This window comes from Streptomyces sp. NPDC007971 (genome assembly GCF_042958635.1).
Classification (GTDB): domain Bacteria; phylum Actinomycetota; class Actinomycetes; order Streptomycetales; family Streptomycetaceae; genus Streptomyces.
Window position 1 is genome coordinate 47,290 of record NZ_JBIBJK010000022.1, and the last position, 14,634, is coordinate 61,923.

The following is a 14,634-nucleotide window of genomic DNA, read 5'->3' on the forward strand; positions in this document are numbered from 1 at the left end:
CGTCACCTGCGGGCCAGGGAGTGGGACATCTGGTACGCCAGCCTACGGTCGGCCTCCTCACCGATCCGGGTGAGGGTTTCGTCCAGCTCCATGAACCACTCCCAGACCGCCCGCCCGTCGGCGTCGGCCAGCCGCGCGACGACCAGGTCCTCCAGCTCAGGGACGCGTTTGCCCTTCCACACCTTGTCGGCGAGGCTCACCAGCAGGTCCTCCGTACCGATCCCGGGCGGGGTCCAGGAGGCGTGGGTCCCGGCGAACCGGGCCAGGCCGGACTCCACGCCGTGCTCGAGCAGCAGTTTCCTCCCGGCTTCCTCGTGCCGGGCGCCCGGGCCGGACAGCTCGGCCGGGTGCACGGCCTTGCCGATGTCGTGGGTCGCGGCTCCGAACAGCACCGCATGGGCGTCGAACTCCAGCCCCGGGCAGTGCCGTTGCGCCCAGTCGACGAGCTGCGCCGCCACGTCGTGCACCGCCCTGAGATGGGCGACCAGCCGGGGCGGGGCGTCCACTCGGGCCAGCAGTTCGGTGGCCCGCTCGGGAAGCGGCCGCAGCGGTGGGGCGTCCGTCGCGTCCGTCGCGATCGACACTGTGCTCATTGCTGCCATCGTGCGAGAGTAATCCCCGGCGTGCGTGACGGTCGCATCACGGAGGGTGTTCATGCAGGCGGTGCACACGGCGTTTCTGCTCGGTACGGGGCTCTTCTGGACCGCGGCGTACGTGCTGCTGATCCGCACGGGGCTTCGGGAACGCACCTTCGGGATGCCCGTCGTCGCGTTCGCCACCAATTTCAGCTGGGAGTTCATGTTCTCGTTCGTGCGGCCCCCGTCCGGGGTCATGCAGGGCATCAACATCGTCTGGTTCTGCTTCGATCTCGCCATCGGCTACACCGTCGTACGCTTCGGGCGGGCCGAATTCCCCTACCTCCCCGATCGGTTGTTCCTGCCCGCACTGGCGGTTCTGATCGCCCTCGCCTATCCGGGCATGAACTACGCCTCGGAGCAGTTCGACGAGGGCGTCGGCGCGATCACCGCGTTCGGCAGCAACCTGGCCATGTCCGGCATGTTCCTCGCGATGCTGGCCGCGCGCCGGAGCACGCGCGGTCAGTCGCCGGGTATCGCCGTGACCAAGCTGGTGGGCACCGCGTGCGCCTCACTCGCGCTGCTCACCGACCCGGACGGCGCCCCGCGTTACGACAGCGCCCTCATGCACTACCTCTACATCGGCTGCTTCGTGCTCGATCTCGCCTACGTGTACGCGGTGGTGGCCGCGCGGCGCGCCGAACGGACGTCCCGCGCCGCCGAGATTCCCGCTCAGGGCGCGCTCCAGCACTGAGCAGTGAGCACTGGGCAGCGAGCACTGGGCAGCGAGCACTGAGCAGTGAGCACTGAGCAGTGAGCAGTGATCGGAACTGATCGGAGCCCCCTCGGCGGGTCCCACGGCATCACGTGAGCGGGCGTGGGGCCCCTGACGGCTGAGCGACAACGTTATCCCGGCATGCCTGGGCACGTCTGGGCACGCCTCGGGCACGTCCCGCCGCGGCTGCCTCCAGATGGCGGCCCCGACAGGCCGGGCCGACGATGGAGGCGTGGGGTACGGTCACCGCCGCAGCGCCGGTGCCGTCCGAGGCCGCCGGGGGACGGAGGCCGGCCCCGGCCGCGGTGAGCGGCCGGATGGGAGGACACCGTGATGCTGGAAGTGAAGACGGTCGACAAGCCGGACGAGCGGCGTGACTTCCCCCGCGGCCACCTGGAAGCGCTCCACCTGACCGGGCTCGACTTCGCGGTCGGCACCTTCGAACCGGGCTGGCGCTGGTCGGAGTCCGTGGCGCCGATCGCGGGCACCAGGAGCTGCATGGTCCACCACAACGGCTATGTGCTCCAGGGACGGATGCACCTGCACATGGACGACGGAGGCGAGGGCGAGGTCGGCCCCGGCGACGTCTTCGTGTGCTCGCCGGGGCACGACGCCTGGGTCGTGGGCGACGAACAGGTCGTGGTGCTGGACTTCGCGGGAGGCATGGCCCAGAACTATGCGCGGGCTCAGGGGGCGTGAGCCGGTCCCCGAGTGCCCCGCGGCGCGCGCGTCACCGCGGGGCACTCCTGCGAGCCGTCCGGTGGTCAGATCGTGACGACCACCTTCCCGCGGGCGTGTTCCTCTTCCAGGTACCGGATGGCCTCGGGCACCTCACCCAGCGGGAACGTCCGGTCGATCACCGGGGCGAGTTTCCCGGATTCGGCCAGCCCTCGCAGGTCCGCCAGTACCGCCTTGCCGGGTGCCGGGCCGATGAGGGGGCGCAGCCGCTGGCGGACGAACGGGGACAGCGCGAGACCCTTGAGGATGAGGACCGGAGCTCCGAGGAACTGCCCCGACCTGCCCCCGCTGCCGAGGACGAGCGTGCCGGTGGGCGTGAGGGCGCGCCTCAGGCCGACGATCCCGTGGTTGGCCGCAAGGTCGAGGACGACGTCGTAGTGTCGGCCGGCGCGCGTGAAGTCCTCCCGCGTGTAGTCGACGACGTGGTCCGCGCCCAGCGAGCGGACCAACTCGGCGTTGCGCGTGCTGCACACGCCGGTCACCTCCGCGCCCAGCGCCTTGGCTATCTGCACCGCGAACGTGCCGACCCCGCCGGACGCGCCGTTGATCAGTACATGCTGCCCCGGCCGCACACCTGCCACGTCACGCAGGCCGCGCAGGGCGGTGTTCCCGGCCAGCGGCAAGGCCGCCGCCTGCTCGAAGGTGAGCGTGGCGGGTTTGCGTTCCACCCAGGCGTCGGGGACGCACACGTACTCCGCGAACGTGCCGTCGACCTCGCCGAACACCTCGTCGCCCGGCCGGAGATCCCGTATGTTCCGGCCGACCGCCGTCACCTCGCCCGCGAAGTCCCGTCCTCTGATCCGGGCCCGGGGTGCGCGCGGTCCCAGTGCCAGTCGGGCCACGTACGGGTCACCGCGCATGAGGTGCCAGTCGTAAGCGTTCAACCCCGCCGCCCGCACCCGCACCAGCACCTCGTCGTCGGAGGGCACCGGTCGCTCCATGTCCCTCAGCTCCAGCACGTTCGGTGAACCGTACCGGTCCTGGACGACAGCTTTCATGTCCTGCTCACTCCCCACCCTCGCGTACTCGCAGGCTAGGGCCAGGACCACCGGCCCCGCATCGGGGAAGGGCCGTAGTCCCGGGGGAGGAGCGGCGCGGGTGCGTGTAAGGGGCCGCGGCCGTCAGACGCCGTATGCCCCTGCCGCCTCCTCGGCGGAGGCGACGGCCTCCGCGTGGCCGAACAGGCCGGGCAGGCCGCCGGTGTGGACGAACACAGTCTTCTCGCCCGGCCGTACGTCGCCGTCCCGGACCGCGGCGGCCAGGCCGGCCAGGGCCCGGCCGGTGTACGTGGGGTCGAGGACGACGCCCTCGGTGCGGGCGGCGAGCCGGAGTGCCTCGGCCACCGGACCGGTCAGTGCCGCGTACCCGCTGCCCACCTGGTCACGGCGTACCCTCAGCCGGTCCGCGGTGACCTTCTCCGCGGTGAGCGGACCCGCGAACTCCGTCACCGCCGCACTCGGGTCGGCCAGCGCGCCCACGTCCACGCCCAGCACCGATTCCGTTCCCAGGGCGGCGACCAGGCCGGCCATCGTGCCGCCCGAGCCGAGCGCGACCACCGCCGTGCGCAGCCCCGGCACCTGCGTGCGCAGCTCCTCGCCGCACTGAACGTAGCCCCGTGCGCCCAGCGTGCTGGACCCGCCGAAGGGGATCAGGGCCGGCCGGGCACCGGTCTCGCGCAGCCGCCCGCACACCTCGGCCGCAGCGGCGTTCAGCCCGGCTTGGTCCACCTCGCCCGCCCATGCGAGACGCGCTCCCAACAGGCCGTTCAGCGCAAGGTTCCCGGAGTGCGACCAGCCGGGTGAGCCGCGGAGCACGAGGACGGCCTCCAGGCCCGTCCGAGCCGCCGCGGCGGCCGTCAGCCGGGCGTGGTTGCTCTGCGGGGCACCCGTGGTGACGAGGGTGTCCGCCCCCTCCGCGAGCGCCGCGCCCAGGGTCCACTCCAGCTTGCGGATCTTGTTCCCACCACCGCCGAGACCGGTCAGGTCGTCCCGCTTGATCCACAGGTCCTCGGAACCGAGTCCGAGCGCGGCGGCGAGCCGGGGTGCCGGTTCCACGGGAGTGGGGAAGGTACCGAGCTGCACGGCTGGATGGCTCATGTCGTACGTCCTCGTCTGCGGGCGGAGGGCGGGCGGTCGGCGAACGACCGGTGGGCACAGGGTGGGCGCCCGTCCGCCGTTCGGCGCCAGTCGATCACGCCGGGCCCCACCGCGTCACACCGTCCGCCGCAGGTCCATGAGCCGCTCCTCTCTCCGCTCCGCCCCCACGGCGGGCCCGATTCCCTGCTTCACCCACCGGCAGCAACCGTTGCTTCACACCGTCAACAACCGTTGCATCACACCGGCAGCAACCGCTCGACCAGTGCGCCCAGCTGACCGGCGTTGCGGCACTCGTGCATCTCGACCAGTTCGGCGTATGCGGGCGCCGCCGAATCGCCGGTGCCCCACTGGGCGCGCGGCTCGGGATTCAGCCAGTACATGCGGCGGGCGCTGCGGGCGATGCCGCGGACGGCGGGCAGGTTCGGGTCGCTCATGTTGGTGCGGGCGTCGCCGAGGACGAACACGGTCGTCCGCGGGCCGGCCGCGTCGCCGTACCGCTCGGCGAACTCGCCGAGGGCGACGCCGTAGTCGCTGCTGCCGTGCCAGCCGGTGAGCGTGGCCTCGGCGCGGATCCGGGCGCCGAGCCCGTCGGGGTCGGCGTGTCCGTGGCCGAGCAGGCCCGTCACCTCGTCGAGGCGGTTGACGAAGGCGAACACCCGGACCTTGCTGAACTGGTCGTGCAGCGCCTGCACCAGCAGCATCGTGAAGTCGGAGAACCCGGACACGGAGCCGGAGACGTCGCAGAGCAGCACCAGCTCGGGCCGGGCGGGGCGGCGCCTGCGCAGCACCGGCCGCATCGGCACCCCGCCCGTGGACAGTGAGGAGCGCACGGTGCGGCGCAGATCGATCGTGCCACGTGCGGCGCGGCGGCGGCGCGCGGCGAGCCGGGTGGCCAGCTTGCGTGCGAGCGGCTGAACGGTCCTGCGCAGCTCGGCGAGCCGGTCCCGGCCGGCGTAGAGGAAGTCCACCCGGTCTGCCGTCGGGGCGACGGCCCGCCGGGCGATCTCGTCCCGGCCGCGTCGCTCGGCCACCCGGCGCCGCGCCTCCGCGGCCACCAGCTGCCGGAAGGCCTCGATGCGGCCCCGGATCTCGTCGTCCAGCAGCCGGTCGGCGAACCCCGCGCCACCGTCCCGGCCCCGCACGTCGGCGCGCACCCGGGCCAGCAGGGTCTGCGGGCGGAGCCGGTCGAGGGTCTGGTACGCCGACCAGCCGTCCGCCCCCGGCGAACTGCCGTACCCGCCCAGGCCGTCCACGGCCTGAGCCGCCAGGAGTGCCATCAGGGACCGGTCGTCGGCGGCCAGCGCGTCGGCGAGGCGGTCGCGCAGCTCCTGCCGGTCCGCGGTGCCGCCGTCCCCACCACCGACGCCGCGCGGGAAGTACAGGTCGAAGACGGGGTCGAACACCGCCCGCTGCGCCGGACCGTGCAGCAGGGTCGCCGCCAGCCCCTCGCGCAGCAGCTCCCGGTCGGCGAGCCCGAGGGCCTCGACCGCTCGGGCCGCGTCCACGGTCTCCCCGGTGCCGATCCGTACGCCGTGCGCGCGCAGCGCGCCGACCAGGGCGGTGATCCGCCCGTCGACATCGCTCACAGCGCGTCCAGGTCCAGCTTGGCGGCGGCCTTCTGCACGTCGTCCTGGTGCTTGAGGATCACCCCCAGGGTGTCCCGTACGACGGTCTCGTCCAGCGTGCCGGCGCCCAGGGCCAGCAGGGTGTTCGCCCAGTCGACGGTCTCGGCGACCGACGGAGCCTTGCGCAGGTCCATCGCGCGCAGCGCCCCGACCACGCGGACCACCGATGCGGCCAGCGCCTCGTCGAGCCCGGGCACCTTCAGCCGTACGATCCGCCGCTCCAGTTCCTCCTCGGGGAATCCGATGTGCAGGAACAGACAGCGGCGGCGCAGCGCCTCCGACAGCTCCCGGCCGGCGTTGGAGGTGAGAACGACGAAGGGGCGGCGGGTGGCGGTGATCGTGCCCAGCTCGGGGACCGTGACCTGGAAGTCGCTGAGCACCTCCAGCAGCAGCCCCTCCATCTCCACGTCGGCCTTGTCGGTCTCGTCGATCAGCAGGACGGTCGGCTCGTCGCCGCGGATCGCGGTCAGCAGCGGGCGGGGGAGCAGGAACTCCTCGCTGAAGATGTCGGTGCGGGTCTCGTCCCAGCTCTCGTCGCGCCCGGCGCTGATGCGCAGCAGCTGCTTGGCGTGGTTCCACTCGTACAGCGCACGGGACTCGTCGACGCCCTCGTAGCACTGCAGCCGGACCAGCCGGGCCCCGGCGACCTGGGCGACGGCCTTGGCCAGCTCGGTCTTGCCGACCCCGGCGGGGCCCTCCACCAGCAGCGGCTTGCCCAGCCTGGCGGCGAGGAAGACGGTGGTGGCGACGGCGGGTGAGGCGAGGTAACCGGTCCCGGCGAGGCGGGCGGAGACGTCGTCGACGGATGTGAACAACGGGGCCTCCGGCAGGTCGGGGATGGGCAGCCAGGTCCTATCTAAGCGCTTGTTCACCCCCTCTGTCACGGGGGTCCCGCCAGGTCCCACCATGGTAGACCGATCGGTTTCCTCTCGTGGCGGACGCGGTAACCTCGCCGTATGGCCACCACCGACAAGGCATCCCCCCGAGACCGGCTGCTCGACGCGGCGGCCCAGCTGTTCTACCGCGACGGCGTCTCCGTCGGCATCGAGGCGCTGTGCCGGACGGCGGGCGTCTCCAAGCGGTCGATGTACCAGCTCTTCGACAGCAAGGACGAGATGCTGGCCGCGAGCCTGGAGAAGCGGATCCCCCGGTACGAGGCCCTGCTCGCGCCCGCCGACCCGGACTCCGTGACGCCCCGCGAGCGGATCCTGTACGTCTTCGAGCAGGTCGAGAAGGCCGCCGCCGATCCCGGCTACCTCGGCTGCCCCTACCTCGCCGTGCTCGTCGAGCTGAAGGACCCCGGGCACCCGGCGAGCCAGGTGGCCCGCGCGGTGAAGGAGGACCTCAAGGCGCTGTTCCGCACCCAGGCCGAGCGGGGCGGCGCCCACGACCCCGACCTGCTCGCCCGCCAGCTCATGCTGATCTTCGACGGCGCCAGCGCCCGTGCCGGTGCCCGCGTGGAACACCTGGACGACGGACTCGCCACGGCGACGGTGACGGCACTGCTGGACGCGGCCGGAGTCGCACAGGCGCACACCGCGACGGCGGCGCCCTAGCCCGCATCCGGAGGCCCGCGTCCGGTGGACCGCGTCCGGTGGACCGCGTCCGGTGGCCCGCGTCCGGTGGCCCGCGTCCGGTGGCCCGCATCCCCGGACGGGCCACCACAACGCGCCGCCCCCGTCGCCCGCCCGGTGCAATGGACTCGTGACCGCGCCCCCGGACGACTGCCTCGCGCGCAACGAATGGATCTGCGGCGCCTATCTGAGCACCCGCCGCGAGGTCCTGCTCGACGCGGTCGGCCAGCACCTGGAGCTGACCGGGCTGTCGGTCCTCATCGGTCTCGTGATCGCCGTGCCGCTCGCGGTGCTGGCCCGCCGCTGGGCCCTGGCCGCCGGCCCGGTCCTCGCCGTGACGACGATCCTCTACACGATCCCGTCCCTGGCGATGTTTTCCCTGCTCCTGCCCCTCTACGGCCTCTCGGCCACCCTGGTCGTCGCGGGCCTCGTGTTCTACTCGCTCACCGTGCTCGTCCGCAACATCCTCGCCGGTCTGCGCGCGGTCCCGCAGGAGACCCGGCAGGCCGCGCGCGGTCTCGGCTACGGCCCCGTCCGGCTGCTGCTCACCGTCGAACTGCCCCTGGCCCTGCCCGCCGCGATGGCAGGGCTGCGCATCGCGGCCGTCTCGGCCGTCTCCCTGGTCACGGTCGGTGCCATCGTCGGCTTCGGAGGCCTCGGGAACCTCATCTACGCGGGCATGAACACCTACTTCAAGGCCCAGGTGCTCACCGCGTCCGTGCTGTGCGTGCTGATCGCCGTCGTCGCGGACCTGCTCCTGCTGGGCGTGCAGTGGCTGATCACCCCCTGGATCAGGGCGGCCCGCGCATGAACATGATCGGCGCCACCTGGGACTGGCTCACCGACCCCGCGCACTGGTCGGGCGACGACGGTGTCCGGCACCGGCTGCTCCAGCACCTGGCGCTCACCGTCGTCTGCCTGCTGATCAGCTGTCTGATCGCGCTGCCGGTCGCCCTGGTGCTCGGCCATCTGGGCAAGGGCGGCGCGCTCGCCGTCAACATCTCCAACGCCGGCCGGGCCGTCCCCACCTTCGCCGTGCTGGTCCTGCTGCTGCTCACCCCCGTCGGCCGGTGGGGCGAAGGGCCGACGGTCGTCGCCCTGGTGCTGTTCGCCGTGCCGCCGCTGCTCACCAATGCCTACGTCGGCATGCGCGAGGTCGACCGGGGCGTCGTACAGGCGGCCCGGGGCATGGGAATGACCGGGCGGCAGATGCTGTGCCGCGTGGAACTTCCCCTCGCGCTCCCCATGGTCCTGGGCGGGGTGCGGATCGCCGCGGTCCAGCTCGTGGCCACCGCCACCATCGCGGCGCTCGCGGGCGGCGGGGGCCTCGGCCGGATCATCACGGCGGGCTTCAACCTGGCCAGCACACCCCAGGTGGTCGCCGGTGCCGTCCTCGTCGCCGTGTTCGCGCTGATCGTCGAGGGCGTCTTCGAGATCGCCGTGCGGCTGGCGCCGGCGTGGGCCAGGGGCGGCCGGTGAAGGGCCGTGCGGCGGCGACGCCGGCCGTGCTGTGTACCGTGGCCGCGCTGTGCACCGTCGCCGCCTGCACCACCGGCCCCTCCCTGGAGAACCGCGGCGAGGTCACCGCACCGCCCGGCGACAGCCACCACCTGACCATCGGCTCGGCCGGCTTCACCGAGAGCGACCTGCTCGCCCAGATGTACGCCCAGCTGCTGAACCAGGCCGGCTACCGGACCTCGCTCATCACGGTCGCCAACCGGGAACTGTACGAACCGGCCCTGGAGTCCGGCCAGATCGACGTCGTGCCCGAGTACGCGGCGACCCTGGCCGACTGGCTGAACGCCAAGACCCACGGCGCCGACGCGAAACCCGTGGGCTCACCCGACCTCGACGCCACGATGAAGGCCCTGCGGGACCTCGCCGCGCCCCGCGGCCTCACCGTCCTTCCGCCCGGCCGCGCGGTGGACCAGAACGCCTTCGCGGTCAGCGGCGCCTACGCCCGGCAGCACCACCTCAAGACCCTAGGCGACCTCGGCGCGGCGAAGCTGAAGGTGCGGATCGCGGCCGGTGACGAGTGCGTGCAGCGTCCGTACTGCGCACCGGGGTTGAAGAAGGTGTACGGCATCGACGTCACCGGGGTCGACCCGAAGGGCGTCGGCACCACCCAGGCCAAGAAGGCCGTGCAGGACGGCCGGGACCAGATGGTGCTGACCACCACCACGGACGCGACGCTCGACCAGTTCGGCCTGGTCCTGCTCGCCGACGACCGGCACCTGCAGAACGCGGACTACGTCGTCCCGGTCGTCAACCGCTCCCGGGCGGGCGGCGCGGGCGTGGCGAAGGCCCTGGGAGGGCTCAACGACGTCCTCACGACGGCGGACCTCGCGGACATGAACCGGCAGGTCGACAGCTGGCGGCGGCTGCCCGCCGACGTCGCCCGGACGTACCTGAAGGACAAGGGCCTGCTGAAGTGACCGCCCGCCGGGCCCTGTCCGGCCCCGCCGGGCCGCCGTCGTCCCCTGTCCCGTTCCTTGTCGGGCTCCCGTCCGGCTTCTATCGGTCCGCCGTCGTCCCCGGTCCCGTCCCTTGTCGGGCTCCCGTCCGGCCCCTGTCGGGCCGCCATCGTCCCCCGTCCCTCCCCTGTCGGGCCCCCCGTCGGGCCGCGGCCTCAGGCGTCCGACACCGAGTCGAACGGCACCTGGCCCCGCGGGACACCCCGCGCGTCCGCGTCCACCGAGCGGCGCAGCGCCTCGTGCAGCTTCGCCGGAGTCAGCACGCCCAGGAAGCGCGCCCCGTCCAGCACCGCGACCCACCCGGCGTCGTGCTGGAGCATCACCCCGAACGCCTGCTTCAGCGGAGCGCCCACCGGCACCCACGCGGTCATCCGGTGCGCGAGGTCCCCGACCGTGCCGCCCGCCGCCAGCTCGTGCCGGCCGACCCAGCCGTGCAGGTCGCCGTGCGTGTCGAGGACCACCGCCCACCGGGCGCCCTCGGCCCGCAGCCGGTCGGCGGCGCGCTCGGCGGGCTCGTCCGGACGGGCCACCGGCGGCTGTTCGAGATCGTCCGGCTGGATCTCGGTGACCGACAGCCGCTTCAGCCCCCGGTCCGCCCCCACGAACCCGGCGACGTACGACGTTGCGGGCGTGCCCAGCACGGCCCCCGGCGTGTCGAACTGCTCGATGCGTCCCTGCCCGTACACGGCGATCCGGTCCCCGAGCCGGACGGCCTCCTCGATGTCGTGCGTGACCAGCAGGACCGTCTTGCGTACCGCGGCCTGCATCCGCAGGAACTCGTCCTGCAACTGCTCGCGCACCACCGGGTCCACCGCCCCGAACGGCTCGTCCATCAGCAGCACCGGCGGATCGGCCGCGAGCGCCCGTGCCACGCCCACCCGCTGCCTCTGGCCGCCCGAGAGCTGCTCCGGATAGCGCGGCCCGTACGTCCCGGGGTCCAGACCCACCAGGTCCAGCAGCTCGGCGGCCCGGGCCCGCGCCTTCCCCCGCTTCCAGCCGAGCAGCGCGGGGACGGTCGCCGTGTTGTCCAGGACGGTGCGGTGCGGGAAGAGGCCGACCTGCTGGATGACGTAGCCGATGCGGCGGCGCAGCCGCACCGGGTCGACCCCGGAGACGTCCTCGTCGTTCACGAAGATCCGGCCGGAGGTCGGCTCGATGAGCCGGTTCACCATCATCATCGTCGTCGTCTTGCCGCAGCCCGAGGGGCCCACGAGCGTCACCAGCTCGCCCTCCGACACCTCGAAGGAGAGGCCGTCCACGGCCGTCGTACCGTCCGGATACCGCTTGGTGACCTGCTCGAACCGGATCATCCCCTCACGCTACGGCGGGGTGGTCCGGGCGTCATTCCGCCGTGGCCCGAGTGGCGGATGCCCGGGGCCTGCCCTGTCGTCCGCCGTTCCACCGCCGTGCCGAAACGGGCGGCGTCAGCCCACCAGCAGGACCTCCAGCGTCCGCGGTCCATGGACCCCCTCCACCCGGTCCAGCTCGATGTCACTGGTCGCCGAGGGCCCGGAGATCCAGGTCAGCGGGCGTGAGGGAGTCAGACGTGCCAGGGCCTGCGGTACCGAGGCGACCACCTGCTCGGGCACCCGGACCACGCAGATGTGGTGGTCGGGCACGAGGCTGATGCGGCGCCGGCCCTGGTCGGGGCCGCCGTCCAGCACGATGGTGCCGGTCTCGGCGATCGCCACCGCGCACGCTGTGATCACGCTGTCGACCCGGTCCAGCTCCTCGGGAGTGCTCTCCGCCCGGTCGGCCACCCGCGTGACCTCCGCCTCGGCCAGCCAGCCCGCCTCCAGACCCGGCGGCACCAGCACCGAGCCCGCCTTCCGGGCCGCCAGCAACCGGGCCACCAGCGGCGGGAGTTCGGCCTCGGTGCAGCGGTGCACGACGGCCCGGTAGTCGGCGAGGTTCTCCGCGAGCAGGTCCACCGTGCGCGCGGCCGTGCGGTCGCCGTGCTCCCTCAGGTAGTCGCGCGGGACCACCTGGTCGTAGGGCGTGTCGCCCGGCGGTACGTCGGCCAGTGCGCGCCGCACCCTGCCCAGGACCCGTTCCCTGCTGCTCACTCGGCGCCGTCCTTTCCACCCTTGGTCCGCTGCCACCAGTCCCGGAACGGCTCCGCCGGCAGGGCCGGCAGGTCCCGGGTCCCGCTCCAGGCCCTGCCGGGACCGGGCAGGGTGCGCGGGTGCAGCCGGCGGGTGCGGGAGGCGAGCCGCTGGCCCGTGCGCAGGGCGCCCGGGTGGGAGAACGCCCAGCGCGCCGCCCGCATGGCGGCCCGCTCGGCCGCATGCCCCTTGGCCGGTCTGAGGACCACTTTGTTGCCCTGCCGGACCGCCGGGCCGCCCTGCACGACCCGTTCGCGCAGATGCACCAGCACCTCGGGGATGTCGATGGCGACGGGGCAGACCTCGTAGCAGGCGCCGCACAGCGACGAGGCATAGGGCAGCGAGGCGTCGATCTCGCTCCCGGTTCCCCGCAGCTGCGGGCTGAGGATGGCACCGATGGGGCCGGGGTAGACCGAGCCGTACGCGTGCCCGCCGGCGCGCTCGTAGACGGGGCAGACGTTGAGGCAGGCCGAGCAGCGGATGCAGCGCAGGGCCTGGCGCCCGACCTGGTCGGCGAGGGCGTCGGTGCGGCCGTTGTCGAGCAGGACCAGGTGGAAGGCCGTCGGGCCGTCCTCGTCCGTGGTGCCGGTCCACATGCTCGTGTACGGGTTCATGCGCTCGGCCGTGGAGGAGCGGGGGAGCGTCTGCAGGAAGACCTCCAGGTCCTGCCAGGCGGGAACGGTCTTCTCGATGCCGACGACCGAGATGAGCGTCTCGGGCAGGGTGAGGCACATCCGGCCGTTGCCCTCGGACTCGACGACGACGAGGGTGCCGGTCTCGGCGACCATGAAGTTGGCCCCGGAGATGGCGACCTTGGCGCGCAGGAACTTCTCCCACAGGTGGAGGCGGGCGGCTTCGGCCAGTTCGGCGGGCGTGTCGGTCAGGCCCTCGGGGGCCGGCCGTCCCCAGCGGCCCATCTCCTCGCGGAAGATGTCGCGGATCTCTCCGCGGTTGCGGTGGATGGCGGGGACGAGGATGTGCGAGGGCCGGTCCCTGCCCAACTGGACGATCAGCTCGGCGAGATCGGTCTCGTACGCCCTGATCCCCTCCGCCTCAAGCGCCTCGTTGAGCCCGATCTCCTGCGTCGCCATCGACTTGACCTTGACGACCTCCGACTCGCCGGTGGCCTTGACGAGTTCGGTGACGATCCGGTTGGCCTCGTCGGCGTCGGCCGCCCAGTGGACCGTGCCGCCCGCGGCGGTGACCGACTCCTCCAACTGCACCAGGTACCGGTCCAGATGGCGCAGCGTGTGGTCCTTGATGACCCGTCCCGCCTCCCGCAGCCGGTCCCAGTCGGACAGCTCGGCCACCGCCCTGGCCCGCTTCGCGCGGATGGTGTGCGTGGCGTGGCGCAGATTGCCGCGCAGGGTCGCGTTGTGGACGGCTTCGCGCGCGGCCTCGGGGAACGCCGGGAGGTCGGACGGGGAGAACGCGGCGTGGGTGGGCGGGGGAAACGCGGCGTGGGTGGGCGGGGGGAACGCAGGCATGCCGATGAAGGTCTCGCTCATACCGCCGCCTCCCGCGAGCTCGCCAGGATCTCCGCGATGTGCACCGGCCGCATTCCCACCGCGTGCCGGGTCATGGTCCCGCCGATGTGCATCAGACAGGAGTTGTCGGCGGCACACAGCACCTCGGCCCCGGTCGACTCGGCGTTGCGCACCTTGTCCGCGCCCATCGCCGCCGACACGTCGGAGTTCTTCAGCGCGAAGGTGCCGCCGAACCCGCAGCACTCCTCGGCGCCCGGCAACTCCACCAGCTCCAGCCCCTCGACCGCCCGCAGCAGCCGCTGCGGGCGGTCGCCGAGCCCGAGGCCGCGCAGCCCGTGGCAGGTCGGGTGGTAGGTGACCTTGTGCGGGTAGAAGGCGCCCACGTCCGTCACGCCCAGCACATCGACCAGAAACTCCGTCAGCTCATAGGTCCGGGGGACCACGGGCGCGAGCGTGCGGGCGAGGGTGTCCCCGCGGCCCTCGGCCCGGGCCCGTTCACCCATGCGCGGATACAGCTCCCGCACCATCGCCCCGCAGGACCCGGAGGGGGTCACGATCGCCTCGTACTCCCCGAAGACATCGGAGAAATGCCGGGCGAGCGGCTCCGCCTCATGCCGGTAGCCGGTGTTGTAGTGCGCCTGTCCACAACAGGTCTGGGCCATCGGGAAGTCGACCTCGACACCCAGTCTGTTCAGCAGTTTCACCACTGCTCGGCCGGTGTCCGGATAGAGCGTGTCGTTGACACAGGTCAGGAACAAAGCGACACGCATCGCGGCTCCTCGCGGTCGGTCATCGGACGAGTGCAGGGTAGTCGGCGGACACCGTCGAGGGGGAGAGCGCGCCTCGCCGCGTCGTCCCCGACGACCTCGCCTCTCGCCCCCGACGGCTGCGACGACATCGAGTCCACCGCCTCGGCGGCCGTCCGCCTCACCGCCGTACGGCAGCCTGCCGTCACCATGGGCGCACCCGCCGCGGGACCGCCGCCGGAGGAGACCGAGGCCGAGGGCGGATCCGCGCCCGCGAGCACCGGTGCGTGGAGCTCCGGCCGGAGTCGGCGGTGCGCCGCTCCGGCCTCGCCGCCCGCTGACCGGAAGTTCAGTAACAATGCATGATCCCAGGGGGCGGCCCACGGTCCTGAGTGTGCTGAACTGGGACGCGTCCGACCCATCCGTCCCGGGAGACCCG

Annotated in this window: 15 protein-coding genes; 6 read left to right on the plus strand and 9 right to left on the minus strand. The window is 72.8% G+C overall.

What is annotated here, in order from left to right; all coding sequences use genetic code 11:
• Positions 1-2: 2 nt before the first annotated feature.
• The gene (locus tag ACFZCP_RS35970; protein WP_391436616.1) at positions 3-602 is read right to left on the minus strand and encodes an HD domain-containing protein; all 600 of its coding nucleotides are present in this window, start codon (positions 600-602) and stop codon (positions 3-5) included.
• 52 nt (positions 603-654) lie between these two features.
• Between ACFZCP_RS35970 and ACFZCP_RS35975 the strand changes: the two genes are divergently transcribed.
• Together ACFZCP_RS35975 and ACFZCP_RS35980 are read left to right on the plus strand one after the other, a co-directional pair.
• Positions 655-1,329, plus strand: coding sequence for a hypothetical protein (locus ACFZCP_RS35975; protein WP_391436621.1), 675 nt, complete (start codon positions 655-657; stop codon positions 1,327-1,329).
• A 354-nt stretch (positions 1,330-1,683) separates the two neighbouring features.
• On the plus strand, positions 1,684-2,049 hold the full coding sequence (locus ACFZCP_RS35980; protein WP_362690599.1) for a cupin domain-containing protein: 366 nt from the start codon (positions 1,684-1,686) through the stop codon (positions 2,047-2,049).
• 65 nt (positions 2,050-2,114) lie between these two features.
• Here the strand turns inward: ACFZCP_RS35980 and ACFZCP_RS35985 are convergent, their stop codons facing one another.
• From ACFZCP_RS35985 to ACFZCP_RS36000, 4 genes are all read right to left on the minus strand, one after another.
• Positions 2,115-3,086, minus strand: a complete 972-nt coding sequence (locus tag ACFZCP_RS35985; protein WP_391436629.1) for a zinc-binding dehydrogenase — start codon at positions 3,084-3,086, stop codon at positions 2,115-2,117.
• 123 nt (positions 3,087-3,209) lie between these two features.
• A complete protein-coding gene (locus ACFZCP_RS35990; RefSeq protein ID WP_391436632.1) occupies positions 3,210-4,184 on the minus strand; it encodes a pyridoxal-phosphate dependent enzyme in 975 nt (324 codons plus the stop codon).
• A 236-nt stretch (positions 4,185-4,420) separates the two neighbouring features.
• The gene (locus ACFZCP_RS35995) at positions 4,421-5,770 is read right to left on the minus strand and encodes a VWA domain-containing protein (protein ID WP_362690590.1); all 1,350 of its coding nucleotides are present in this window, start codon (positions 5,768-5,770) and stop codon (positions 4,421-4,423) included.
• Positions 5,767-6,624 carry an AAA family ATPase gene (locus ACFZCP_RS36000; protein ID WP_391437110.1) on the minus strand — a complete coding sequence of 286 codons (858 nt, stop codon included), beginning with the start codon at positions 6,622-6,624 and terminating at the stop codon, positions 5,767-5,769. Before ACFZCP_RS36000 ends, ACFZCP_RS35995 begins: the two co-directional genes overlap by 4 nt.
• A 141-nt stretch (positions 6,625-6,765) precedes the next feature.
• Here ACFZCP_RS36000 and ACFZCP_RS36005 point away from each other — a divergent pair, with 141 nt between their 5' ends.
• The 4 genes from ACFZCP_RS36005 (at position 6,766) to ACFZCP_RS36020 (ending at position 9,818) form a co-directional block, all read left to right on the plus strand.
• Entirely contained in the window at positions 6,766-7,365 is a 600-nt protein-coding gene (locus ACFZCP_RS36005) for a TetR family transcriptional regulator (RefSeq protein WP_391436636.1), read from the plus strand.
• A 148-nt stretch (positions 7,366-7,513) separates the two neighbouring features.
• On the plus strand, positions 7,514-8,194 hold the full coding sequence (locus ACFZCP_RS36010) for an ABC transporter permease subunit (protein WP_391436640.1): 681 nt from the start codon (positions 7,514-7,516) through the stop codon (positions 8,192-8,194).
• On the plus strand, positions 8,191-8,862 hold the full coding sequence (locus ACFZCP_RS36015) for an ABC transporter permease subunit (protein ID WP_391436648.1): 672 nt from the start codon (positions 8,191-8,193) through the stop codon (positions 8,860-8,862). The genes ACFZCP_RS36010 and ACFZCP_RS36015 overlap by 4 nt, the downstream gene beginning before the upstream one ends.
• A gap of 29 nt (positions 8,863-8,891) precedes the next feature.
• Positions 8,892-9,818 carry a glycine betaine ABC transporter substrate-binding protein gene (locus ACFZCP_RS36020; protein ID WP_391437116.1) on the plus strand — a complete coding sequence of 309 codons (927 nt, stop codon included), beginning with the start codon at positions 8,892-8,894 and terminating at the stop codon, positions 9,816-9,818.
• A gap of 194 nt (positions 9,819-10,012) precedes the next feature.
• Here ACFZCP_RS36020 and ACFZCP_RS36025 read toward each other — a convergent pair whose 3' ends face one another.
• From ACFZCP_RS36025 to ACFZCP_RS36040, 4 genes are all read right to left on the minus strand, one after another.
• A complete protein-coding gene (locus ACFZCP_RS36025) occupies positions 10,013-11,167 on the minus strand; it encodes an ATP-binding cassette domain-containing protein (protein WP_391436653.1) in 1,155 nt (384 codons plus the stop codon).
• A gap of 114 nt (positions 11,168-11,281) precedes the next feature.
• Complete coding sequence (locus ACFZCP_RS36030; RefSeq protein ID WP_391436656.1) at positions 11,282-11,923, minus strand: LUD domain-containing protein; 642 nt, start codon at positions 11,921-11,923, stop codon at positions 11,282-11,284.
• A complete protein-coding gene (locus ACFZCP_RS36035) occupies positions 11,920-13,470 on the minus strand; it encodes an LUD domain-containing protein (protein WP_391436661.1) in 1,551 nt (516 codons plus the stop codon). The genes ACFZCP_RS36030 and ACFZCP_RS36035 overlap by 4 nt, the downstream gene beginning before the upstream one ends.
• A complete protein-coding gene (locus ACFZCP_RS36040) occupies positions 13,467-14,219 on the minus strand; it encodes a heterodisulfide reductase-related iron-sulfur binding cluster (RefSeq protein ID WP_391436665.1) in 753 nt (250 codons plus the stop codon). Before ACFZCP_RS36040 ends, ACFZCP_RS36035 begins: the two co-directional genes overlap by 4 nt.
• Positions 14,220-14,634 lie beyond the last annotated feature (415 nt).

Bases quoted from the DNA above. Each gene is read 5' to 3' on its own strand.
- ACFZCP_RS35970 (WP_391436616.1), bottom strand. From the start codon at position 602: ATGGCAGCAATGAGCACAGTGTCGATCGCGACGGACGCGACGGACGCC.
- ACFZCP_RS35975 (WP_391436621.1), top strand. From the start codon at position 655: ATGCAGGCGGTGCACACGGCGTTTCTGCTCGGTACGGGGCTCTTCTGG.
- ACFZCP_RS35980 (WP_362690599.1), top strand. From the start codon at position 1,684: ATGCTGGAAGTGAAGACGGTCGACAAGCCGGACGAGCGGCGTGACTTC.
- ACFZCP_RS35985 (WP_391436629.1), bottom strand. From the start codon at position 3,086: ATGAAAGCTGTCGTCCAGGACCGGTACGGTTCACCGAACGTGCTGGAG.
- ACFZCP_RS35990 (WP_391436632.1), bottom strand. From the start codon at position 4,184: ATGAGCCATCCAGCCGTGCAGCTCGGTACCTTCCCCACTCCCGTGGAA.
- ACFZCP_RS36005 (WP_391436636.1), top strand. From the start codon at position 6,766: ATGGCCACCACCGACAAGGCATCCCCCCGAGACCGGCTGCTCGACGCG.
- ACFZCP_RS36015 (WP_391436648.1), top strand. From the start codon at position 8,191: ATGAACATGATCGGCGCCACCTGGGACTGGCTCACCGACCCCGCGCAC.
- ACFZCP_RS36025 (WP_391436653.1), bottom strand. From the start codon at position 11,167: ATGATCCGGTTCGAGCAGGTCACCAAGCGGTATCCGGACGGTACGACG.
- ACFZCP_RS36035 (WP_391436661.1), bottom strand. From the start codon at position 13,470: ATGAGCGAGACCTTCATCGGCATGCCTGCGTTCCCCCCGCCCACCCAC.
- ACFZCP_RS36040 (WP_391436665.1), bottom strand. From the start codon at position 14,219: ATGCGTGTCGCTTTGTTCCTGACCTGTGTCAACGACACGCTCTATCCG.